Genomic DNA, 22,108 nt, shown 5'->3' with positions numbered 1-22,108 from the left:
TTGCCGTCCCACAGTGGGCCGCATTCTCACTTATTTTCCAGGTCCAGGCCACAAACGCCGGCGAAAGCTCCTACTGAGCAGCCCGCGTCCTGAGCTTTTCCAACACAGTTAGTGGAGAGATCACCTTGGTAGAGTACGTAGTTTCCCTCGATAAGCTCGGCGTCCATGATGTAGAGCACGTAGGGGGCAAGAACGCATCCCTCGGCGAGATGATCAGTAATCTTGCAGGCGCTGGTGTATCGGTGCCCGGTGGTTTTGCCACCACGGCCCAGGCTTACCGCGATTTCCTCGAACTGAGCGGCCTCAATGCTCAGATCCACGCCGCGCTGGACGCACTGGACGTCGACGACGTCAACGCCCTGGCCAAGACCGGCAGCCAGATCCGCCAGTGGATCATGGAAGCCGAGTTCCCCGAGAAGCTCAACGCGGAAATCCGCACCGCCTTCGCCGCCCTGTCGGCGGGCAACCCGGACATGGCCGTCGCCGTGCGCTCCTCGGCCACTGCCGAAGACTTGCCGGACGCCTCCTTCGCCGGTCAGCAGGAAACCTTCCTGAACATCCGCGGCGTGGAAAACGTGATCCGCGCGGCCAAGGAAGTCTTCGCCTCGCTGTTCAACGACCGCGCCATTTCCTACCGCGTACACCAAGGTTTCGACCACAAGCTGGTGGCCCTGTCTGCCGGTGTGCAGCGCATGGTGCGTTCGGAAACCGGCACCGCCGGCGTAATGTTCACCCTGGACACCGAATCCGGCTTCCGTGATGTGGTGTTTATCACCGGCGCCTACGGCCTGGGCGAAACCGTCGTACAAGGCGCGGTAAACCCGGACGAATTCTACGTACACAAGGGCACCCTCGAAGCGGGTCGCCCGGCCATCCTGCGCCGTAACCTGGGCAGCAAGGCCATCAAGATGATCTACGGCGACGAGGCCAAGGCCGGTCGCTCGGTCAAGACCGTTGATGTCGACAAGGCCGAGCGCGCGCGTTTCTGCCTGACCGACGCTGAAGTCAGCGAATTGGCCAAACAAGCGATGATCATCGAAAAGCACTACAAGTGCCCGATGGACATCGAGTGGGCCAAAGACGGCGACGACGGCAAGCTGTACATCGTGCAGGCCCGTCCGGAAACCGTGAAGAGCCGCACTTCGGCCAACGTCATGGAACGCTACCTGCTGAAAGAAACCGGCACCGTGCTGGTGGAAGGCCGTGCCATCGGCCAGCGTATCGGCGCCGGCAAGGTGCGGATCATCAAGGACGTGTCCGAAATGGATAAAGTCCAGCCAGGTGACGTACTGGTCTCCGACATGACCGACCCGGATTGGGAACCGGTGATGAAGCGCGCCAGCGCGATCGTCACCAACCGTGGCGGGCGGACTTGCCACGCGGCGATCATCGCCCGTGAGCTGGGGATTCCTGCGGTGGTGGGTTGCGGTAACGCTACCCAGCTGTTGAAAGACGGCCAGGGCGTGACGGTTTCCTGCGCCGAAGGCGATACCGGTTTCATCTTTGAAGGTGAACTGGGCTTCGACATCAAGCAAAACTCCATCGATGCCATGCCAGACCTGCCGTTCAAGATCATGATGAACGTCGGCAACCCGGACCGTGCCTTCGATTTCGCGCAACTGCCGAACGCCGGTGTGGGCCTGGCCCGCCTGGAGTTCATCATCAACCGCATGATCGGCGTGCACCCCAAGGCCCTGTTGAACTACGACGGCCTGCCGCTGGACATCAAGGAAAGCGTCGACAAACGCATCGCCGGCTACAACGACCCGGTGGGCTTCTACGTCGAGAAACTGGTGGAAGGCATCAGCACCCTGGCGGCGGCGTTCTACCCGAAAAAGGTCATCGTGCGCCTGTCGGACTTCAAGTCCAACGAATACGCCAACCTGATCGGCGGCAAGCTCTACGAGCCGGAAGAAGAAAACCCGATGCTGGGTTTCCGTGGCGCCTCGCGTTACATCAGCGAAGCGTTCCGTGACTGCTTCGAGCTCGAATGCCGCGCCCTCAAGCGTGTGCGCAACGAGATGGGCCTGACCAACGTCGAGATCATGGTGCCGTTCGTGCGTACCCTGGGCGAAGCGAGCCAGGTTGTCGACCTGCTGGCTGAAAACGGCCTGTCCCGTGGCGATAACGGCCTGCGCGTGATCATGATGTGCGAACTGCCGTCCAACGCCATCCTGGCCGAAGAGTTCCTGGAGTACTTCGACGGCTTCTCCATCGGTTCCAACGACCTGACCCAGCTGACCCTGGGCCTGGACCGCGACTCCGGGATCATCGCGCACCTGTTCGACGAGCGAAATCCTGCGGTCAAGAAGCTGCTGTCCAACGCCATCCAGGCCTGTAACAAGGCTGGCAAGTACATCGGCATCTGCGGCCAAGGCCCTTCCGACCATCCGGATCTGGCCCGCTGGCTGATGGAGCAGGGCATCGAAAGCGTCTCGCTGAACCCCGATTCCGTGCTTGAAACCTGGTTCTTCCTGGCGGAAGGCCAAGCGTCCGCCTAAGGTCGATACGTCAAAAGTGCCGGTCACCTGTCGCGGGTGACCGGCATTCTTATCTGTACAGGGCGGCAATCCCCGCGGACGCCGCCCTTTTTTGTGCAAGAGCATTATGCAAAGCAGTAGCAACCTGTTTCCTGTCGCCCTGATCAGCGCTGAACGTCGTGGCGACCTGAGTGAAGATGTCTACCGACTCAAACCCGGTAACAGTCCCGACGGCACCGTCGAGCTCGCGGTTACCCGTTTGGGCCTGGCGGATGTCCCGCAAAACCGGGGCATTCCCGTTATTTTATTGCATGGCAGTTTTTCCAACCGACGCTTCTGGTATTCGCCCAAGGGGCTCGGTCTGGGGGCCTACCTGGCGCGCCAGGGGTTTGATGTATGGATCCCGGAAATGCGCGGTCATGGCTTGTCCAAGCGCAACCATGACTACACGCGCAACCGCGTCGCCGACTATGCGCGTTACGATTTGCCGGCCATTGGCGCGTTTGTACGTGAGCAAAGTGCGCAGGTTCCGCACTGGATCGGCCATTCCCTGGGCGCCACGACCTTGGCTGCGGCCCTGGGGGGCGAGTATCTGGGGGCACCGGCGGTGGCTTCTGCGGCATTGTTTGGCTGTCAGGTCAGTCGCACGCACTGGCCGTTGAAGCTGCCGCCGGTGGAGTGGACGGGGCGCGTGCTGTTGAAACGCATCGGCGGGATTTCCGGCTCACGCTACAAGCGCGGCCCAGAGGATGAGCCGGCGGGCGTGCTGATCGAAGCCATGCGCTGGAATGGCCTGTTTGGCCGTTTTGGCGAGGGTAAGAATGATTGGTGGAAAGGTTTGGCCGAGGTCGATGTGCCGCTGTTGGCGGTGAGCGCCGCCGGCGATCATCAAGACCCGGACTGGGCCTGCCGCAAGCTGTTCGAACAGGTGGGTTCTGAGCATCGCCAGTACCTGTGCCTGGGACGCCAGCAGGGTTTCAGCGGGGATTTCGGGCACGTAGAGATGCTGGTCAGCAAAGCGGCGCAGGCTGAAGTGTGGCCGTTGATGACGCAATGGCTGAAGGATCCGCTCACACCTTTGCCCGGTGCCTCGGTCGAGCCTGCGACTAAGGTTTGATGGAGCGCTCAGCCACGGGCGTTTCGCTCCTTTGCGGTTGCGGCTAAGATATGACGCGCTGAACGCTTCTGGTCATATTCAGTCGCGCAGTGGCTATTGCGTTGCGGCGAAGCGAGTGGGATGTTCTGCGCCTGTTTCGACCGGTACTTCCTTGAAAGACACTTCTTTGGCAGAAAGGAATTTTTTCGATGAACCATTACGTGACCCCCGACCTGTGCGATGCCTACCCGGACCTGGTGCAGGTCGTCGAGCCGATGTTCAGCAACTTCGGTGGCCGAGATTCCTTTGGCGGTGAGATCGTCACCATCAAGTGCTTCGAGGACAACTCGCTGGTCAAGGAACAAGCCGACCAGCCGGGCGCTGGCAAGGTGTTGGTGGTTGACGGTGGTGGTTCCCTGCGCCGCGCCTTGCTGGGCGACATGATCGCCGAGAAAGCCGCGAAAAACGGTTGGGAAGGCCTGGTGATCTACGGTTGCATCCGTGATGTCGATGTCATCGCGCAGACCGACCTGGGGGTGCAGGCCCTGGCCAGCCATCCGATGAAGACCGACAAGCGCGGGATCGGCGACCTGAACGTGGTGGTGACGTTTGCCGGGGTGACGTTCCGTCCGGGTGAGTACATCTACGCCGACAACAATGGCGTGATTGTCTCGCCAAGCCCGCTGAAAATGCCTGAATAAACTGCAATAGCCGACAGGGGTGAGGATGTTCGAGGAAGAAAACGCGCAATGGGGGCTGGTGCATGCCCTGGTGCTGGACGGTAAAGGCGGTGCGCGTTCGATTGCCCGGACTGAGCTTGACGATTTGCAACTGCAGCCCCAGGAAAGCCTGTGGCTGCACTGGGATCGCAGCCATCCCCAAACGCAGACCTGGCTGCGCAAATCCAGTGGCCTGAGTGAATTCGCCTGCGACCTGCTGCTGGAGGAAAACACCCGCCCGCGCCTGTTGCCACTGCCGGATGCGCAGCTGTTGCTGTTCCTGCGCGGGGTCAACCTCAACCCCGGCGCCGAGCCGGAGGACATGGTCTCGGTACGTATCTTTGCTGCGGCCAACCGGGTGATTTCCCTGCGCCTGCGACCGTTGCGTGCCACCGATGAGCTGTTGGTGCAGTTGGCGGATGGCAAAGGTCCTAAAACGGCGTCAGAACTTATCCTTTATATGGCGCAGTACCTGACCAATAAAGTGCAGGATCTGGTCACCGACCTGTCTGAAATCGTCGATACCGAGGAAGAAAAACTCGATACCGACGAACGGTATACCCCGGAACATGGCAGCGTTTTGCAGATCCGTCGGCGAGCGGCCGGGCTCAAGCGATTCCTCGCCCCGCAGCGCGACATTTTTGCCCAGCTGACGCGGATCAAATTGCCGTGGTTCTGTGACGACGATGCCGATTACTGGAACGAATTGAACAACAGTCTGACGCGTTACCTGGAAGAGCTCGAATTGGCTCGGGAGCGCGTGGGGCTTGTGCTGGAGGCCGAAGACCGGCGTTTGAGCGTGCGCATGAACCGCACCATGTATCGCTTCGGTATCATCACCGGGATCTTCCTGCCGATGAGTTTTCTCACCGGTTTGCTGGGTATCAATGTGGGCGGGATTCCGTTCTCCGCCAGCCCCTACGGATTCGTGATTGCCTGCCTGATGATGGTGGCGGTTGCGCTGGGACAATGGTGGCTATTTCGACGATTGCGCTGGGTTTGAGCTGAATATGAGCTGAACGTAGGAAGGGTCCTATGTGACCCCAAGAATTTTACCCTCGTCTTTTAAAACACTTGCGAGAGGTCTTTATGCACGATCCGTTCGAACAGTCTTTGCGTGACATGCTCAATGCTTCGCCATCCAACCGGGATGACGATGCCTGCCTGGGTCGCGTGCTGAAAACCGCCAACCGTCAGGTAGGGGCGGGTGATTTGTTCGGTCTGCTCGGTCGTTGGCTGCCGGCGTTGATGATGGCCCTGAACAATGGTTCGGCCCACGTATCGCCGGTTTCCCGTCGTAGATCTCTTGCTCGCACTGCTGATAAGGCTGATTGAATATGGAACTTGATCTCTGGACCCAGAGCCTGGTCACCGCGATGACCGCGTTGTGGACCAAGGTGGCGAACTTCATTCCCAACCTGTTTGGTGCTCTGGTACTGGTGTTGCTGGGCTTTGTCGTGGCCAAGCTGCTCGACACCCTGCTGTCCAAATTGCTCGCCAAACTGGGCCTTGATCGCCTGATGGCCGGCACCGGCCTGACCAAGTTGCTGGGCCGTGCCGGGCTGCAAGTGCCGATCTCCACGCTGATCGGCAAGATCGTCTACTGGTTCGTATTGCTGATTTTTCTGGTTTCTGCGGCTCAATCCCTTGGACTTGAGCGAGTTTCAGCTACGCTCGACATGCTGGCGCTGTATTTGCCGAAGGTTTTCGGCGGCGCGTTGGTGCTGCTGGTAGGCGTTCTGCTGGCGCAATTGGCCAACGGCCTGGTGCGCGGCGCCGCGGAAGGCGTGGGGCTGGACTATGCCGCAGGCCTCGGGCGAATTGCCCAGGGGCTGGTGATCATCATCAGTATTTCGGTCGCGATCAGCCAGTTGGAGGTCAAGACTGACCTGCTCAACCACGTGATTGTGATCGTTTTGATTACCGTTGGTCTGGCCGTTGCACTGGCCATGGGCCTCGGAAGCCGGGAAATTGCCGGCCAGATTCTTGCGGGAATCTATGTGCGTGAGCTGTATCAGGTGGGGCAACAGGTGCGTGTGGGCGAGGTCGAAGGGCAAATCGAGGAGATCGGTACTGTCAAGACGACAGTGCTGACCGACGACGGCGACCTCGTGTCGTTGTCCAATCGGATTCTCCTGGAGCAGCAGGTCAGTAGCCGCTAATCCGGCAAACCCTGCTAATGTACGCCGCCGCAAACCCGGGTGACCGGGCTGTAGCGGACATTGACCTGACTGTCGGCACGACTTGTTTTGAATAAAGCCCAAACGCTGTCCACGCGCTATGACCCCCGTGAGCTCTCTGATGAGGAGTTGGTCGCGCGCTCGCACACGGAGCTGTTTCACGTAACTCGCGCGTACGAAGAATTGATGCGCAGATATCAACGCACTCTGTTCAACGTTTGTTCAAGGTATTTAGGGAACGATAGAGATGCGGATGATGTCTGTCAGGAAGTGATGCTCAAGGTGCTGTACGGCTTGAAGAACTTCGAGGGGAAATCGAAGTTCAAGACATGGCTCTATAGCATCACGTACAACGAGTGCATCACGCAGTATCGCAAGGAACGACGAAAGCGTCGCTTGATGGACGCGTTGAGTCTGGACCCCCTTGAGGAAGCGTCTGAAGAGAAGACGCCGGCACCCGAGGAGAAGGGCGGACTCGATCGTTGGTTGGTGTATGTGAACCCGATTGACCGGGAAATTCTGGTGCTACGATTTGTCGCAGAGCTCGAGTTTCAGGAAATCGCTGACATCATGCACATGGGTTTGAGTGCTACAAAAATGCGTTACAAACGTGCTCTAGATAAATTACGTGAGAAATTTGCGGGCGAGACTGAAACTTAGTGCGTGGCAAATATCTCTTACGTGTAGGCAAGTTCTGTTAGACTTGTCGCCGAGTTGTCCCCCGGTTTGTGGGACTGCTTTACAATCACCAGATGGGGATTTAACGGATGAAACTGAAAAACACCTTGGGCTTGGCCATTGGTACTCTTATTGCCGCTTCTTCTTTCGGCGCACTGGCACAAGGCCAAGGCGCAGTTGAAGGCGAGCTGTTCTACAAGAAGCAATTCAACGATAGCGTTAAGCACATCGAAGACGGCTTCAACCCAGGCGCTCGCATTGGTTACTTCCTGACCGACGACCTGTCGTTGAACCTGTCCTACGACAAAACCAACCACACCCGTTCGAACGACGGTACTGGTAACCAGAAAATCAAAGGCGATACCGGCAGCCTGGTTGCCCAGTATCACTTCGGTCAAGCTGGCGTAGACAGCCTGCGTCCATACGTAGAAGGTGGTTTCGGTCACCAGAGCCGTGGCAACGTCAAAGCTGACGGCCACAGCGGTCGCGATCAGTCGACCCTGGCTATCGTTGGTACTGGCGTGAAGTACTACTTCACCGACAACCTGTACGCTCGTGCTGGTGTTGAAGCTGACTACGCTATGGACAACGGCAAGTGGGATTACTCCGCACTGGTTGGCCTGGGTGTGAACTTCGGCGGCAACGCTGGCGCAGTAGCTCCGGCTCCTACCCCAGCACCAGCTCCAGAGCCAACCCCAGAGCCAGAAGCTCCAGTTGCTCAGGTTGTTCGTGTTGAGCTGGACGTTAAGTTCGACTTCGACAAGGCCGTTGTTAAGCCTAACAGCTACGGCGACGTGAAAAACCTGGCTGACTTCATGAAGCAGTACCCAGCTACCCACGTAGAAGTGGCTGGTCACACTGACTCCGTAGGTCCAGACGCTTACAACCAGAAGCTGTCCCAGCGTCGTGCTGACGCTGTTAAGCAAGTCCTGGTTAAAGACGGCGTTGCTGCCAACCGCGTAACTTCCGTAGGTTACGGCGAATCCCGCCCAGTTGCTGACAACGCAACTGAAGCTGGTCGTGCTGTTAACCGTCGCGTAGAAGCGTCGGTTGAAGCCCAAGCTCAGTAATTACTGAGTGGTAGAAAAAAGCCCGGCTCAGGCCGGGCTTTTTTTCGCCTGCAATTTGCCTCAGGCGCTGGCCGCTGCCGCTACATAAGCGGCTTGCCCATTGGCCGCGACCTTGCCAATCACCAGGATGGCCGGGCTCTTCAAGGCAAACGCCTGGGCGTCCTCATGCATCCGCGACAGCGCACTGCGGCATTCGCGCTGGTGAGGCAACGAAGCGTTTTCGATCATCGCCACCGGCATATCCGCCGCCATGCCGCCCTCCAGCAGTTGTTGGCGAATCTCCTCCAGCTTCGCCACCCCCATGTACACCACCAACGTCGTCCCGCTTTCGGCCAATGCACGCCAATTCAGGCTGCTGTCGTCCTGGGTATGCGCCGTGACCAGGGTTACACCACGGCTGACACCGCGCAACGTCAGGGGGATCGCGCAATTCGTCGCCCCCGCCAGGCCCGCGGTAATTCCGTTGACCAACTCCACCTCGATCCCGCGCTCATGCAGCCACATGGCTTCTTCGCCGCCCCGCCCGAAAATGCACGGATCGCCGCCCTTGAGCCGTACCACGCACTTACCCTGGCGCGCATAACGCAGCATCAGGCGGTGGATGAAATCCTGCGGCGTCGAGCGACAACCACCGCGCTTTCCTACCGTGATCACCCGCGCACTCGCGCAGTGTTCCAGCACCGCCGGATTGACCAAGTCATCAATCAGTACCACATCGGCCCCATGCAGGGCCCTTACCGCCTTGAGGGTCAGCAGTTCCGGATCACCGGGGCCTGCGCCCACCAGCCAGACTTTTGCGCTCATGTCGTTGCCCTCACACACTGATTGCGATTGGCTGCAGGTTGCTCGCCAATAAACGTTTGATTTCCGGGACACAGGAGCCGCATTGCGTGCCGCAACCCAACTCCCGCTTCAACCCATCCAGATCCAGGCCCCGGCCAATGGCGCTGCACACAGCGTTCTCGCTGACGTTTTTGCAGTTGCACAGGATCTTGCTGCTGGCCGCCGCACCCCCCGGCGGGGCGCTGAGGGGCGCCAACAACCAGCGGCGCAGTTGATCGTCTGTACGCCCCTCCAGCCACAGGCTTTGCAGCCAGTGCCGCGCCAAGGTTTCCCCGGCGAGGCGCAGCGCCGTGATACGGCCTTTTTCGATTTTCACCCGCTTGCCAATCGAGCGGCGCGGGTCGTCATAGGCCATCACCGGCCCGTCATTCAGGCCCAGCAATTGGTCGATACGCGTCAGCAGTTGCAGGTCGGGCGCCTCGCTGTGTGCGGCCCGCACCAGCAGGGCAGGGCGCTCGCGCCCGGCCAGGCTCAGGCTCACGTAGGCAAAGCCCTCGCACAGCGGGCGCAAGGCTTCAAAGTGTTGCTGCACATCGCCCTCGATCAGGGCGAACAGCTGCCAAGGCAGGTGCACGGTCTCCAGGCGCACCCCGCTGTGCTTGAGTTCCGGCTGTTTCGACAACGGATCGAATGCCGGCTGGGTGAGTGCGTTCACGCCGCCCTTGAGAAACCGATCCCCCCAATGCATCGGCAGGAACGCCTGGCCCGGGCGCACACTGTCGTCCGCGCTGACGGCCACGATCACTTGCCCGCGACGGCTTTTCAGGTTGACCAGATCACCGTCTTTCACGCGATGACGGCGCATTTCGTCCGGATGCAGGCTCAGCAATGCCTCGCTGACGTGCCCGAACAACTGCGCGGCAGTGCCGGTGCGGCTCATGCCGTGCCACTGGTCGCGCAGGCGGCCGGTGATCAGGGTCAGGGGGAAGCGTGCATCGCGCTGTTCCTTGGCTGCGCGATACGGGTCGGCGACAAACTGCGCGCGCCCGCTGGCGGTGGGGAAGCGGCCATCGCTATACAGGCGTGGCGTGCCGGCCTGTGCCCCTTTCGGAAACGGCCATTGTTGTGGCCCGATCTTGTCGAGCAGGGCGTGGCTGATGCCTGACAGGTCGAGGTCACGCTCCTGGGTCAGCAGTTTGTATTCGTCAAAAACCTGCGCAGGCTGCTCGAACGCAAACAGACTGTCGCGCCCTGGACGCAAGCGACGTTCCAGACGCTGTGCGAAATCTACGGTAATTGCCCAATCCGGCCGCGCTTCTCCCGGTGGGGCGATAGCTCGGCGAACGTGGGAAATGCGCCGTTCGGAGTTGGTCACCGTGCCTTCCTTCTCCCCCCAACTGGCGGCGGGCAACAACAGGTCGGCAAAGGCTGCGGTTTCCGTCGTCCGAAACGCCTCCTGCAACACCACAAAGGGACAAGCCGCCAACGCCGCGCGCACGCTGTTCTGGTCCGGCAGCGATTGCGCCGGGTTGGTGCAGGCGATCCACACCGCCTTGATCTTGCCGGCCTGCATCTGCTTGAACAGTTCGACAGCGGTCAGCCCGGTAGCCGCCGGCAACGACTCAACCCCCCAATACGCCGCAACCTGTGCGCGATGCTCTGGGTTCGCTGCCTCACGGTGCCCCGGCAGCAAATTCGACAAACTGCCGGTTTCGCGCCCGCCCATGGCATTCGGCTGACCGGTCAGGGAAAACGGCCCACAGCCTGGTCGGCCGATGGTGCCGGTGGCCAGGTGCAGATTGATCAGCGCGCTGTTTTTTGCGCTGCCGGCGGTGGACTGATTAAGCCCCATGCACCACAGCGACAGGAAACTGCTGGAGGTGCCCACCCACTCGGCACACAAGCGCAGCTGCTCGACGCTGATCCCGCACAACTGTGTGACCATCTGCGGCGTGTAGTCGTGCACCAAGCGCTTGAGCTCGGCCAAGCCCTCGGTATGCGCCTGGATAAACGCGCGGTCGATCCAGTCTTCCCACAGCAGCAAATGCAAGATCCCATGGAACAACGCCACATCGGTGCCCGGCAGAATCGCCAGGTGCAGGTCAGCCAAGTCGCAAGTGTCCGTACGGCGTGGATCGATCACCAGCACTTTCATTTGGGGGCGGCGTGCCTTGGCCTCTTCAAGACGTCGGAACAATACCGGGTGGGCGTAGGCCATATTGCTGCCAACGATCATCACGCAGTCGCTGTTTTCCAGGTCCTCATAACTGCAAGGCGGCGCATCGGCACCCAGGCTGCGCTTGTAGCCGACCACCGCCGAGGACATGCACAGCCGCGAGTTGCTATCGATGTTGTTGGTACCCACCAGGGCGCGGGCGAGTTTGTTGAAACTGTAGTAGTCCTCGGTCAGCAGTTGCCCGGAGATGTAGAAGGCCACGCTGTCCGGCCCGTGTTCGGCGAGGGTGTCGGCGAACACGTTGGCGGCGTGTTCCAGCGCGGTATCCCAGTCGGTGCGCGAGCGCGCCAGGCCTTTGCCCAGGCGCAGCTCCGGGTACAAGGCGCGGGCGGATATGTCGCCGGTCAGGTGCAGGCTGGAGCCCTTGCTGCACAATTTGCCGAAGTTGGCCGGGTGGCTCGGGTCGCCCGTCACCCCCAGGATTTGCGCGCCGTCATGTTCGATCAACACGCCGCACCCCACCCCGCAATAGCAGCAGGTGGACGCGGTGGTCTGGCGGTTCATCACACGGCGTCCCGCAGGGCCAGCAGCACCCGGCCGTTTTCCACACGGGCCGGGTGATGGTGGGCGCAACCGACGTCTGGTGCCTGGGCTTCGCCGGACGCCAGGTCGATCTGCCAGTTGTGCAGCGGGCAGGCCACGCGCTTGCCGTAGATCAAGCCTTGGGACAACGGGCCGCCCTTGTGTGGGCAGCGGTCGTCAAGGGCGAAGACTTCATCATCACTGGTACGAAAAATCGCGATGTCGCCCTTGGGGCCTTGGATGATGCGCGAGCCCAGCACGTTGATTTCGTCGAGGGCGCAGATATTCAGCCAGTTCATGCCGGCACCTCCAGTTGTTGGACGGGGATCACATCAAATTCTTTTTTCAGCAGGGGCTGTTCCAGGCGCTCTTTCCACGGATCTTGTTCGAACGACAGCGAGAACTGCAGGCGCTCGTTGAGGGCTTGGCGGCGGGCGGGGTCTTCGAGTACGGCTTTCTTGATGTGCTCCATGCCGACCCGTTGCAGGTAGTGCACGGTGCGCTCAAGGTAGAAGGCTTCTTCGCGGTACAGCTGTAGGAAGGCGCCGTTGTACTCACGCACTTCTTCAGCGGTTTTCAGCTTGACGAAGAACTCCGCCACCTCGGTCTTGATCCCACCGTTGCCGCCGATGTACATCTCCCAGCCGGAATCGACGCCGATGATTCCCACGTCCTTGATGCCGGCTTCCGAGCAATTGCGTGGGCAGCCGGACACCGCCAGCTTGACCTTGTGCGGCGACCACATATTGAACAGGTCGTGCTCAAGCTCGATGCCCAGTTGCGTGGAGTTTTGCGTGCCGAAGCGGCAGAACTCGCTGCCCACGCAGGTTTTTACAGTGCGGATGGACTTGCCGTAGGCATGGCCGGATGGCATGTCGAGGTCTTTCCACACCCCCGGCAGGTCCTGCTTCTTGATACCGAGCAGGTCGATGCGCTGACCGCCGGTGACCTTGACCATTGGCACGTTGTATTTGTCGGCCACATCGGCGATGCGGCGCAGTTCCCCAGGATTGGTCACACCGCCCCACATCCGGGGGACTACGGAGTAGGTGCCGTCTTTCTGAATGTTGGCGTGGGCGCGTTCGTTGATCAGGCGCGATTGCGGATCATCCTTGGCCTCGCCGGGCCAGGTGGAAATCAGGTAGTAGTTCAGCGCCGGGCGGCAGGTGGCGCAGCCGTTGGGCGTGCGCCAGTTCAGGTAGCTCATGGTGCCGGCGATGGTCAGCAAGTGCTGGTCGCGGATGGCCTGGCGGATTTGCCCGTGGTTGAGGTCGCTGCAACCGCAGATGGCTTTTTCGCTTTTCGGTTTGACATCGGCCGCACCGCCCACGGTGTTGATCAGGATCTGCTCGACCAAGCCGACGCAGGAACCGCAAGAACTGGCGGCCTTGGTGTGTTTTTTCACCTCATCGACACTGAACAAGCCCTGTTCCTGGATCGCCTTGACGATGGTGCCCTTGCACACGCCGTTGCAGCCGCAGACCTCGGCGTTGTCGGCCATGCTCATGGCCTTGTCCTGGCCTTGATGGCCTACGTCACCCAAGGCGTTTTCGCCGAACATCAGGTGGTCGCGGATCTCGCCGATGGCGTGGTTCTCACGGATCTGGCGGAAATACCAACCACCGTCGGCGGTGTCGCCGTACAGGCAGGCGCCGACCAGGATGTCGTCCTTGATCACCAGCTTCTTGTACACGCCGCCAATCGGGTCGGAGAGGGTGATGGTCTCGGTGCCTTCGCCGCCCATGAAGTCCCCGGCCGAAAACAGGTCGATACCGGTCACTTTCAACTTGGTCGAAGTCACCGAGCCTTTGTAGGTGGCAAAACCCAGTTGGGCCAAATGGTTGGCGCAGACTTTGGCCTGTTCGAACAAGGGCGCCACCAGGCCGTAGGCGATCCCGCGATGGCTGGCGCATTCGCCGATCGCGTAGATGCGTGGGTCGTAGGTTTGCAGGGTGTCGTTGACCAGAATCCCACGGTTGCACGGGATACCGGATTTTTCCGCGAGTTCGGTGTTGGGGCGAATGCCGGCGGCCATCACCACCAAATCCGCGGGGATTATGTCGCCGTTCTTGAACTGCACCGAGCCGACGCGACCATTGCCGGCATCATGCAGCGCCTGGGTCTGTTCACACAGGCGAAACACCAGGCCTCGGCTTTCCAGTTCGGTTTGCAGCAGTTGGCCGCTGGTCTTGTCCAGTTGTCGCTCCAGCAGCCATTCGCCGATATGCACCACGGTCACGTGCATACCGCGCAGCATCAGGCCGTTGGCGGCTTCCAGGCCGAGCAGGCCGCCGCCGATGACCACCGCGTGCTTATGAGTCTTGGCGGTGTCGATCATGGCCTGGGTGTCGGCGATGTCGCGGTAGCCGATCACGCCCTGCAAGGTATTGCCGGGGATCGGCAGGATAAACGGGGTAGAGCCGGTGGCGATCAGCAGGCGATCGTATTCGGCTTCGCTGCCGTCTTCGGCGATGACGATGCGTTTGACGCGGTCGATCTGCACCACTTTACGGTTCAGCAGCAACTTGATGTTGTTGTCCAGATACCAGCTGAGGTCGTTGAGCACGATCTCTTCAAAGGTCTGTTCACCGGCCAGCACCGGCGACAGCAGGATGCGGTTGTAGTTGGTGTGCGGCTCGGCGCCGAACACGGTGATGTCGTACAGGTCGCTGCTCAGCTTGAGCAATTCTTCAAGGGTGCGAACCCCGGCCATGCCGTTGCCGATCATCACTAATTTGAGTTTTTTCATGTCGTTCTCCGCAATGGCTCGACAAATCACGCGCAAACAAAAAAAGGCGTCCCCGCTAGTTACCTAGCGAGGACGCCTTTGTCCTGGTCCCGTTCTCTCGGGAAGCGCGACCCTTCGTCGTTGAAGGGGCGGCTATATGTCTGTTGTTGAAAGAGCTAATGCAGCGGTTGTGCCAAGTTGGCAGATGCCCGGATTTATTGGGTTTGGGCCCGATGTCGCAGAGCTATTTGCCCTCTAGTGGTGCAGCAGCCAGTACAGCAGCACCAGATTGAGCAGCAAAGACATGGCGGCCAGGGTTTGCCAGACCTTGAGCGGTTCGCGCTCCAGCAGCGGCCTTGGGTGCACGCTCAATTCGCGGCGGTCGGCCTGTTCCAGGTCGCGCAGCCACTCTTCAGCGGTTTCATACCGTTGTGTGGGTTGCGAGGCCACCGCCCGTCCCAGGCTCAGGGGCAGCCACTCCGGCAGGTCGGGGCGATACCGGCTGGCGCTGACGGGTTGGGTGAAGCGCGGCCGTTGGAACGCTTCGATTTCTCCGTAGGGATAGTGCCCGGTCAGCAGGTAATACAGCGTCACGCCGACACTGTACAAATCCTGTTGGGCCGTAGGACGTTCTCCACTGAAAGCCTCGGGCGCGATAAAACTCGGGGTGCCGGGCAGCAGGTGCGCGCGGTCTTCGGAGAGCCCCGGGCAGTAGGCCAGGCCGAAATCCAGCACGCGCAACTCACCGTCGTCCCCCTGCAACAGGTTCTCCGGTTTTATGTCGCGGTGCAGGATCTGCCGCCGATGCAGCATGCCCACCGCGCGTACCAACCGCTCGGCGATGGACAGCCATTGCGCCAGGGGCAATGGGCCTTGTTGCTGGAACAGTTGTGCCAGGGTTCTCCCCGGATATTCGCGCATCACATAGTACAAATGCTGACGCGCGCTGGCGGCGTGGACTTCAGGAAACGCGCGCCCGGCTACCCGGCGCAGGAACCACTCCTCCGACAGCAAGGCCTGCCCCGCGTCGCTGTCGTCGTCGCGGTTGAGGGGCAGGGTTTTCAGCAGCCATGGCTGCTGCTGGGCATCGCGTACCCGGTACAGCAATGACTGTCGACTGTGTGCCAGCACACCTTCTACCTGCCAGCCCTCGAAGGATTGACCGGTTTTCAGTGGCGGCGGCAGCGGCCATTGCTGTAACTGCACCAGCGCGTCGCCGAGGGTCGCGGCGCCGAGCGTGTCGATACGCACCAGCAGGGCACTGGCGTTGTCCTGGCTGCCGGCCAGGTGTGCGGCATTGACCAGGGTGTTGACCGCCAGTTCGAGGTCGGTTTGCTCACGCAGGATCGCGCTGATGCTGTGCTCGGCAAGGGTGGCCCACACGCCGTCGCTGAGCAGCAGGAAGCACTCGCCTTGGCGCAATTCGCCGTCGAGAAAGTCCAGCACCAGGTGTTGATCCAGGCCGAGGGCGCGCTTGAGCACATGCTGCATGCCCGGTTGCTCCCACACATGGTCGTCGCTGATGCGTTGCAACTCGCCATCCAGCCAGCGATACACCCGGCAATCGCCGACATGCGCCAGGGTGAAACGCTGGCCGCGAAACACCAGGGCGCTGAGGGTGGTCAGCAGTGGCTGGCCGCCGCCATTGGCTTGCAGCCAGCGGTTCTGCGCGAGCAGCAAGCGTTCGAGCGCCTGGGCCACGCCCCAGGTTTGCGGCGTGGCATAGTAGTCCAGGGCCAGTGCCTGCAAGGTCGAGCGTGCCGCCAGGCCGCCGTCGGCGCATTGGCTGACGCCGTCGGCCAGGGCGCACAGGTAACCTTTGCTTGCGGCCAGTTCGGCCACGGGCGTGACCACCCGCAGCGCGTCCTGGTTTTCCGGGCGTGGGCCGATGGCGCTGGCGTGGGCGATGCTCAGTTGCAGGCTCATCAGACGCGCGCGGCCGTCACGGCGGCCGAGCCCCAGGTGGTGCGCCAGCGACGCTTCACGCCGTGCAGGCCGAACCAGGCCAGCACGCCCAGGCTAGCGAACAGCCACAAGGCCAATTGATAGCTGCCGGTGCTCTGTTTGATCGCGCCCATTCCTGCCGCCAGGGCAAAGCCGCCGATACCGCCGGCCATGCCGATCAGGCCGGTCATCACGCCGATTTCACGGCGAAAACGTTGCGGCACCAACTGGAATACCGCGCCATTACCGGCACCAAGACCGAGCATGGTGCAGACGAAAAGTGCCAGTGCCGCGTAGGAACTCGGCAGGTTGAAACCCACCGCCGCGATGCACACCGCCGCCACGCCGTACATACCGAGCAGGGTACGAATCCCGCCGAAACGGTCGGCCAGGGCGCCGCCCAGCGGGCGCATCAGGCTGCCGCCGAACACGCAGGCGGCGGTGTAGTAGCCAGCGGTCACCGGGCTCAGGCCGTACTGGTCGTTAAAATAGCCGGGCAGGGCACTGGCCAGGCCGATAAAGCCGCCGAAGGTCACGCTGTAGAAAAACATGAACCACCAGCTGTCACGGTCGCCCAGGGCCTTGAAGTAGTCGGCCATGGATTTGGCTTTCGGCCGTTCGGGAGCATTACGGGCGAGCCAGGCGAACACGATCAGGGTCAGGGTCAATGGGATCAGCGCAAAACCGAACACATTGCTCCAGCCAAACGCGGCTGCCAACACTGGCGCCAGCAACGCCGCAAACACGGTGCCGGAGTTGCCTGCGCCCGCAATGCCCATGGCTTTGCCTTGATGTTCGGCGGGATACCACTGGGACGCCAATGGCAGTGCGACCGCAAAGGATGCGCCGGCCATGCCGAGGAACACGCCCAGCAACAGGGCTTGTTCGTAGCTGTGGATACCGAGTTTCCAGGCGCCTAATAACGCCGCGATCACGATCACCTGGCCGATCAGCCCGGCGGTCTTGGGTGACAGCTTGTCGGCCAGCATGCCCATCAAAAAGCGCAGCACCGCGCCGGCGAGGATCGGCGTCGCGACCATCAGGCCACGCTGTTGAGTGGTCAGGTGCAGGTCGGCGGCAATCTGAATCGCCAGCGGGCCCAACAGATACCAGACCATGAAGCTCAAATCGAAATACAGGAATGCGGCAAACAGGGTCGGGGTGTGCCCGGATTTCCAGAAGCTTGATTTCATCACGCACCTCAACGGTTGGTAGTCTTGTAAGAAGGCCTGGTGATGGAACAGCCGGCTAAGGCCGCCCCACCGGCCCCATGCACTGGGGCCAAAACGCAAAAACGCCGCCACCGGGTTCGCGAGGGGCAAACCGGATGTGCGACGTCTTTGTCGTGGAGGGGCAACCGCCGTTGGCTACCTGTGAAGATCCTTTAGCAAGAGCTGCGCCAGATCAGCGGAGCAACTCGCTCATGGCGATAATCTGCTCCGCCACCTGGATCAGTTTCTGCTGGCGACTCATGGCCTGGCGGCGCATCAGGGTGTAGGCCTCTTCTTCATTGCAGGCCTTCATTTTCATCAGCATGCCCTTGGCCAGTTCGATGCGCTTGCGCTCGGCCAACTGCTGGTCGCGGGCCTGCAGCTGGGCGCGCAGGGCCTGGTCACTCTCGAAGCGTGCCATGGCCACGTCGAGGATCGGTTGCAGGCGTTGGGCCTGGATGCCTTCGACGATGTAGGCGCTGACGCCGGACTTGATCGCCTGGCGCATCACATCTGGGTCATGTTCGTCGGTAAACATCACAATGGGCCGGGGCTGGTCGCGGCTGACCAGCACCACTTGTTCCATCACATCGCGCCCGGGTGACTCGGTATCGATCAGGATCACGTCCGGACGCACCGTTTCGACGCGCGCGGGCAGGTCGATGGTCAGGCCTGACTCATCGATCACCTCGAAACCGGCCTCGATCAGCGCGGCCTTGAGTCGGCCGACCTTACGCGGGGTGTCGTTGATCAACAGGATTCGCAGCATATCGTTCTTCCTGTCAGCGCAAGGCCTGGCGGCTTGTGGGATCGGTCATTGCGTGCAGGCGGAAACTGCGCGCGTAGGCGGCGGGGTCACGGCCGTCCCAGATCTTGCCGTCGATCAGTTGGCTGCTGCGCATGTCCGCGGCTGTCGTGCTGAGGCCAACGGCGCTGGCGGCGTCGCGATAGAGCGCTAGTTGCTGGACCTGGCGGGCAACATCCAGATAGTCCGGGTCGTCGCGCAACAGGCCCCAGCGACGGAATTGAGTCATGAACCACATGCCGTCGGAGAGATACGGCAGGTTTACCGCGCCTTCGGCAAAAAAACGCAGGGCATGGGGGTCTTGCCAGTGGTTGCCGAGGCCGTCGTCGTAGGTGCCGAGCAGGCGCGGTTCGATGCAGTCGAGCGGCGCGTCAAGGTAGTCGCGGGCGCTGAGCAATTGCGCGGTGGATCGGCGGTTTTCCTGGCTTTGTTCAATGAAGCGGCTGGCTTCGAGGATCGCCATCACCAGTACGCGAGCGGTGTTGGGGTATTGGTCGACGAACGCCTGGGTGCAGCCAAGGACTTTTTCCGGATGATCCGGCCAGATCGCCTGGGTAGTCGCCATCGTAAAGCCCTGGTTCTGCTTCACCGCGCTGGCGGACCAGGGTTCGCCGACACAGAAACCGTCGATACGCCCGGCTTGCAGATGCGCGACCATTTGCGGCGGAGGGACTACAACGCTATCGACATCCCGTAGCGGATGAATGCCCTGGCTCGCCAGCCAGTAATACAGCCACATGGCGTGGGTGCCTGTGGGAAACGTCTGGGCAAAGGTCAGTTTTGTGCGGCTTTGGTGCACGTGGCGATCCAGCGCCTCAGGAGTGACCACTCCTTGCTGTTGCAGGCCGTGGGACAGGTTGATGCTCTGGCCGTTCTGGTTCAGGCCCATCAGCACCGCCATGTCGGTCGGCGCAACGCCGCCGATGCCCAGGTGCACCGCGTAGATCAGCCCATACAGGCTGTGGGCGGCGTCGAGTTCACCGCTGACCAGTTTGTCGCGCAGGTTGGCCCAGGACGCCTGGCGCTTGAGGTTGAGTGTCAGGCCATAAGGTTGGGCGAAGCCCTGGGTGGCGGCGACGACCAGCGAGGCGCAATCGCTCAAGGCCATGAAGCCGAGGTCCAGGCTGCTTCTTTCCGGGGCGTCACTGCCATTGACCCAGGCCAGCGCATTGCGGGTCGGGCTGTAGTCTGCCGGTTCGTTCATCAACACCTGCCTTTTCTCTCAAAAAAAAGCGTCGTTCCCTCGGGTGGCGGTAGAGGCCCTTGCAAGGTAACGACGCCTTTGTCCGTAAGCCTGCGCCTTCGTTGGCGCGCGCTCTGATGCACAGTGCAAAGCAATGCACATGCCACGGGGCGGTGGAGGTCACTTGCCGTCAGCTTTCCGTCAAGATTGAAAGCTGAGTGCCTTTCAGTATGGCCGTTTCTTTACGCCCGGCCGCCCAGGAAACCCCAAGGTGCAGACTGATTCCCGTGCAAGCATGACCCGCCACCGGCTGTGCAACTGGTTGTTGTGCGTTGCGTTGTTGCTGGGCTCCTCGTTTGCCCGGGGTGAGCTCTATCTGGCGCAGGATCAAAGCCTGCGCAGGTTTTTTACTGCGCTTTCCGTGCCCCTGGGTTTGCCGGTGGTGGTCAGTCCTCAAGCCGCTCGCCGGCAGGTCAGTGGCGTATTCGATTTCGAGACCCCGCAACAGGTTCTGGAACTGCTGGCCGAGCGCGAAGGGTTGATCTGGTACAGCCACGGGCGCGTGGTGTACCTCTATGACGCTGGTGAAGCGCGCAGCTCGGCGGTGGCGCTCCGCTACATTTCCGTCGCTCGGCTGCGCAGCCTGATGGGGCGTGCCGGGCTTGATGAATCGCGTTATCCGCTGCGTGCAAGCGGAGCGCGTACGTTCTATGTGTCGGGCCCGCCAAGCTATGTGGACCGGGTACTGCGCCTGGCACAACTGATGGACCGCAAACCAGCCGAGCCCGCAGCGGCGTTTGGTGTGGTGCAGGTGTTCAACCGTGACGTGGCGGATCGCAGTTACGGGGCGGGCGCAAACACGATTACGGTGCCGGGGATGGTTTCGCTGATCGAGGCCCGCCTCGCCAAGGAGCGCAAGGGCGCGCCGGCTGACGCCCGTCTTGCGCTGATTGCCTACCCCGATACCAACAGCTTGCTGATCAAGGGCAAGCCCGCCCAGGTGACACTGATCAAGAAGTGGGTGGCGGAGTTGGATGTCTTCAAACCGCCGGATGATGCCGCGTTGTGGCAGGCCGACAATGCTGTGCCACCGCTGCTGAGTGCCGAGCAGTCCAAGCGTGTGCAACGTGCATTTATGCGGCCGGGTCGCGAAATTTCTCAATGAATAGGCGTTTTCCCATGCACCTGGAAATACTTCTGCAGGAGCAACTGATCAGTCGCAAGCGTCTGGCGGCGTTTGACGTGGGGAAGGTGCTGCCCTTGGCACCGGGCATCACCCGCTGCGTCGAAGTTCGGGTTAACGGCCATTTAATGGCGTTGGGCGAGCTGGTGCAGTTGGAGGATCGGTTAGGGGTTGAGCTGCATGAGATCTACCAGGAGTGGCTAGGTCGGTAGGGCCGCGCAAGGAATTGTCCTAAGGCACGCTTCCGAAAATCGCGGGATGAATGGGTTTTGTCCTGGCGCGAGGTGTAGGACGGTTTTTTATAGTCATGCGGTTGGTGGGTGAGTCGGTACAGGAAAATAGGGAACTCAATGTCAGTAGTTGGATGCAGAGGTACGTATGGCTGTCGCGATTGATGAATCGACGGCGCCCCTCGTCTTTGCCCGCTGGACCTTGCATGGCGATGGCCGTTTGACCAGCGGGGAGGTGGACATTCAGTTGCCGCCCAAAGAGGGGCAGGTCTTGCGGTTGCTGCTGGCCTCGGCCGGCACGCTGATGACCAAGGATCGTTTGCTGGAGCTGGCCTGGCCTCGTGGCGAGGTGGCCGAGGAATCACTGACGCGTTGCATCTACTCGCTGCGCAAGCACTTGAAGGGCGACAAGGGCTTTATCAAGACGATCTATGGCAGGGGCTATCGCTTTACCTGCGAGGTGCGGACCGGGGCGGATGATCCCGCGCCGGTCGCGTATGTGTGTTCGGTGTGTGGGCAGGTGAGCAATGGTTAAGGTGTGGAGCAAAGGGTTGTTGCTGAGCCTATTGATGGGCAGCACCCCGGCACTGGCGTACTGCTGGGACGAAGTGGCCAGCCGCTACGACATTGAGCCGGAGTTGCTGCAGGCCATCGCGGCAGTAGAGTCAGGCTACCGCGCCAGCGCGATCAACACCGCCAATCGTAATGGCACGCGAGACATCGGCCTGATGCAGATCAACAGCATTCATTTGCCGCGATTGCTCAACCAGGGCATTACCGAAGAGAGGCTGTTGAGCGAGCCGTGTCTGTCGATAGAGGTAGCGGCTTCGATTCTTTCCGAGTTTATTCAGCGCTTTGGCTACAACTGGACCGCCGTGGGTTCCTATAACGTCGGTGTAGGCTCCGGCCCCAAGCGTGATGCGCTACGGATGCAGTATGCGCAGAAGATCTGGGCGCGTTATGAGGAACTGGTCGCCAATCGCAGCTGATGATTGGGCGGCACGCCTCGCATGCAGCGCGCCACCGCGGCTATAATCGCCGTCACCTTTCGCCGCCATCC

20 protein-coding genes are annotated in these 22,108 nt (G+C 61.1%); 12 read left to right on the top strand and 8 right to left on the bottom strand.

Going from position 1 to position 22,108, the window contains the following annotated elements; all coding sequences use genetic code 11:
• Window positions 1-125 precede the first annotated feature (125 nt).
• The 8 genes from ppsA to IB241_RS04580 all read left to right on the top strand — a co-directional run bounded on the left by ppsA (window position 126) and on the right by IB241_RS04580 (window position 8,223).
• Window positions 126-2,501, top strand: a complete 2,376-nt coding sequence (gene ppsA, locus IB241_RS04615) for a phosphoenolpyruvate synthase (protein ID WP_192297166.1) — start codon at window positions 126-128, stop codon at window positions 2,499-2,501.
• 106 nt (window positions 2,502-2,607) lie between these two features.
• Entirely contained in the window at window positions 2,608-3,597 is a 990-nt protein-coding gene (locus IB241_RS04610) for an alpha/beta fold hydrolase (protein ID WP_192297165.1), read from the top strand.
• A 188-nt stretch (window positions 3,598-3,785) separates the two neighbouring features.
• Window positions 3,786-4,277, top strand: a complete 492-nt coding sequence (gene rraA / locus IB241_RS04605; RefSeq protein WP_032887592.1) for a ribonuclease E activity regulator RraA — start codon at window positions 3,786-3,788, stop codon at window positions 4,275-4,277.
• Between the two features lie 25 nt (window positions 4,278-4,302).
• Window positions 4,303-5,298, top strand: a complete 996-nt coding sequence (locus IB241_RS04600) for a zinc transporter ZntB (RefSeq protein ID WP_192297164.1) — start codon at window positions 4,303-4,305, stop codon at window positions 5,296-5,298.
• An 86-nt stretch (window positions 5,299-5,384) separates the two neighbouring features.
• Complete coding sequence (locus tag IB241_RS04595) at window positions 5,385-5,630, top strand: CrfX protein (protein WP_192297163.1); 246 nt, start codon at window positions 5,385-5,387, stop codon at window positions 5,628-5,630.
• A 2-nt stretch (window positions 5,631-5,632) separates the two neighbouring features.
• Entirely contained in the window at window positions 5,633-6,457 is an 825-nt protein-coding gene (locus tag IB241_RS04590; protein WP_003175519.1) for a mechanosensitive ion channel family protein, read from the top strand.
• Window positions 6,458-6,544: 87 nt separating this feature from the next.
• On the top strand, window positions 6,545-7,135 hold the full coding sequence (gene sigX / locus IB241_RS04585; RefSeq protein ID WP_122485727.1) for an RNA polymerase sigma factor SigX: 591 nt from the start codon (window positions 6,545-6,547) through the stop codon (window positions 7,133-7,135).
• Window positions 7,136-7,242: 107 nt separating this feature from the next.
• Window positions 7,243-8,223, top strand: coding sequence for an OmpA family protein (locus IB241_RS04580; RefSeq protein WP_192297162.1), 981 nt, complete (start codon window positions 7,243-7,245; stop codon window positions 8,221-8,223).
• A gap of 60 nt (window positions 8,224-8,283) precedes the next feature.
• Here IB241_RS04580 and cobA read toward each other — a convergent pair whose 3' ends face one another.
• The 8 genes from cobA to IB241_RS04540 form a co-directional block, all read right to left on the bottom strand.
• Window positions 8,284-9,027, bottom strand: coding sequence for a uroporphyrinogen-III C-methyltransferase (gene cobA, locus IB241_RS04575; RefSeq protein ID WP_192297161.1), 744 nt, complete (start codon window positions 9,025-9,027; stop codon window positions 8,284-8,286).
• Window positions 9,028-9,037: 10 nt separating this feature from the next.
• A complete protein-coding gene (locus IB241_RS04570; RefSeq protein WP_192297160.1) occupies window positions 9,038-11,746 on the bottom strand; it encodes a nitrate reductase in 2,709 nt (902 codons plus the stop codon).
• Window positions 11,746-12,063 carry a nitrite reductase small subunit NirD gene (gene nirD / locus IB241_RS04565; protein WP_192297159.1) on the bottom strand — a complete coding sequence of 106 codons (318 nt, stop codon included), beginning with the start codon at window positions 12,061-12,063 and terminating at the stop codon, window positions 11,746-11,748. Before nirD ends, IB241_RS04570 begins: the two co-directional genes overlap by 1 nt.
• Complete coding sequence (nirB, locus tag IB241_RS04560) at window positions 12,060-14,513, bottom strand: nitrite reductase large subunit NirB (protein WP_192297158.1); 2,454 nt, start codon at window positions 14,511-14,513, stop codon at window positions 12,060-12,062. Before nirB ends, nirD begins: the two co-directional genes overlap by 4 nt.
• 234 nt (window positions 14,514-14,747) lie before the next feature.
• Window positions 14,748-16,418, bottom strand: a complete 1,671-nt coding sequence (locus IB241_RS04555; RefSeq protein ID WP_192297157.1) for a bifunctional protein-serine/threonine kinase/phosphatase — start codon at window positions 16,416-16,418, stop codon at window positions 14,748-14,750.
• Window positions 16,418-17,629 carry a nitrate/nitrite transporter gene (locus IB241_RS04550; RefSeq protein ID WP_192297156.1) on the bottom strand — a complete coding sequence of 404 codons (1,212 nt, stop codon included), beginning with the start codon at window positions 17,627-17,629 and terminating at the stop codon, window positions 16,418-16,420. The genes IB241_RS04555 and IB241_RS04550 overlap by 1 nt, the downstream gene beginning before the upstream one ends.
• Window positions 17,630-17,840: 211 nt before the next feature.
• Entirely contained in the window at window positions 17,841-18,416 is a 576-nt protein-coding gene (locus tag IB241_RS04545; protein WP_192297155.1) for an ANTAR domain-containing response regulator, read from the bottom strand.
• A 13-nt stretch (window positions 18,417-18,429) separates the two neighbouring features.
• On the bottom strand, window positions 18,430-19,656 hold the full coding sequence (locus IB241_RS04540) for a CmpA/NrtA family ABC transporter substrate-binding protein (RefSeq protein ID WP_192297154.1): 1,227 nt from the start codon (window positions 19,654-19,656) through the stop codon (window positions 18,430-18,432).
• A 250-nt stretch (window positions 19,657-19,906) separates the two neighbouring features.
• Between IB241_RS04540 and IB241_RS04535 the strand changes: the two genes are divergently transcribed.
• The 4 genes from IB241_RS04535 to IB241_RS04520 all read left to right on the top strand — a co-directional run bounded on the left by IB241_RS04535 (window position 19,907) and on the right by IB241_RS04520 (window position 22,037).
• Window positions 19,907-20,800 (top strand): secretin N-terminal domain-containing protein, encoded by an 894-nt coding sequence (locus IB241_RS04535; RefSeq protein WP_318652581.1) that lies wholly within the window; start codon window positions 19,907-19,909, stop codon window positions 20,798-20,800.
• Between the two features lie 14 nt (window positions 20,801-20,814).
• On the top strand, window positions 20,815-21,030 hold the full coding sequence (locus IB241_RS04530) for a FliM/FliN family flagellar motor switch protein (protein ID WP_192297153.1): 216 nt from the start codon (window positions 20,815-20,817) through the stop codon (window positions 21,028-21,030).
• Between the two features lie 166 nt (window positions 21,031-21,196).
• On the top strand, window positions 21,197-21,583 hold the full coding sequence (locus IB241_RS04525) for a winged helix-turn-helix domain-containing protein (protein WP_192297152.1): 387 nt from the start codon (window positions 21,197-21,199) through the stop codon (window positions 21,581-21,583).
• Window positions 21,576-22,037 (top strand): transglycosylase SLT domain-containing protein, encoded by a 462-nt coding sequence (locus IB241_RS04520; protein ID WP_192297151.1) that lies wholly within the window; start codon window positions 21,576-21,578, stop codon window positions 22,035-22,037. Before IB241_RS04525 ends, IB241_RS04520 begins: the two co-directional genes overlap by 8 nt.
• The last annotated feature ends 71 nt before the right edge of the window (window positions 22,038-22,108 follow it).

It is taken from the genome of Pseudomonas sp. PDM05, from assembly GCF_014851685.1.
Classification (GTDB): Bacteria; Pseudomonadota; Gammaproteobacteria; order Pseudomonadales; family Pseudomonadaceae; genus Aquipseudomonas.
The sequence above is the reverse complement of the archived record's forward strand: the minus strand, read 5'-3'. Positions and strand labels throughout refer to the sequence as shown.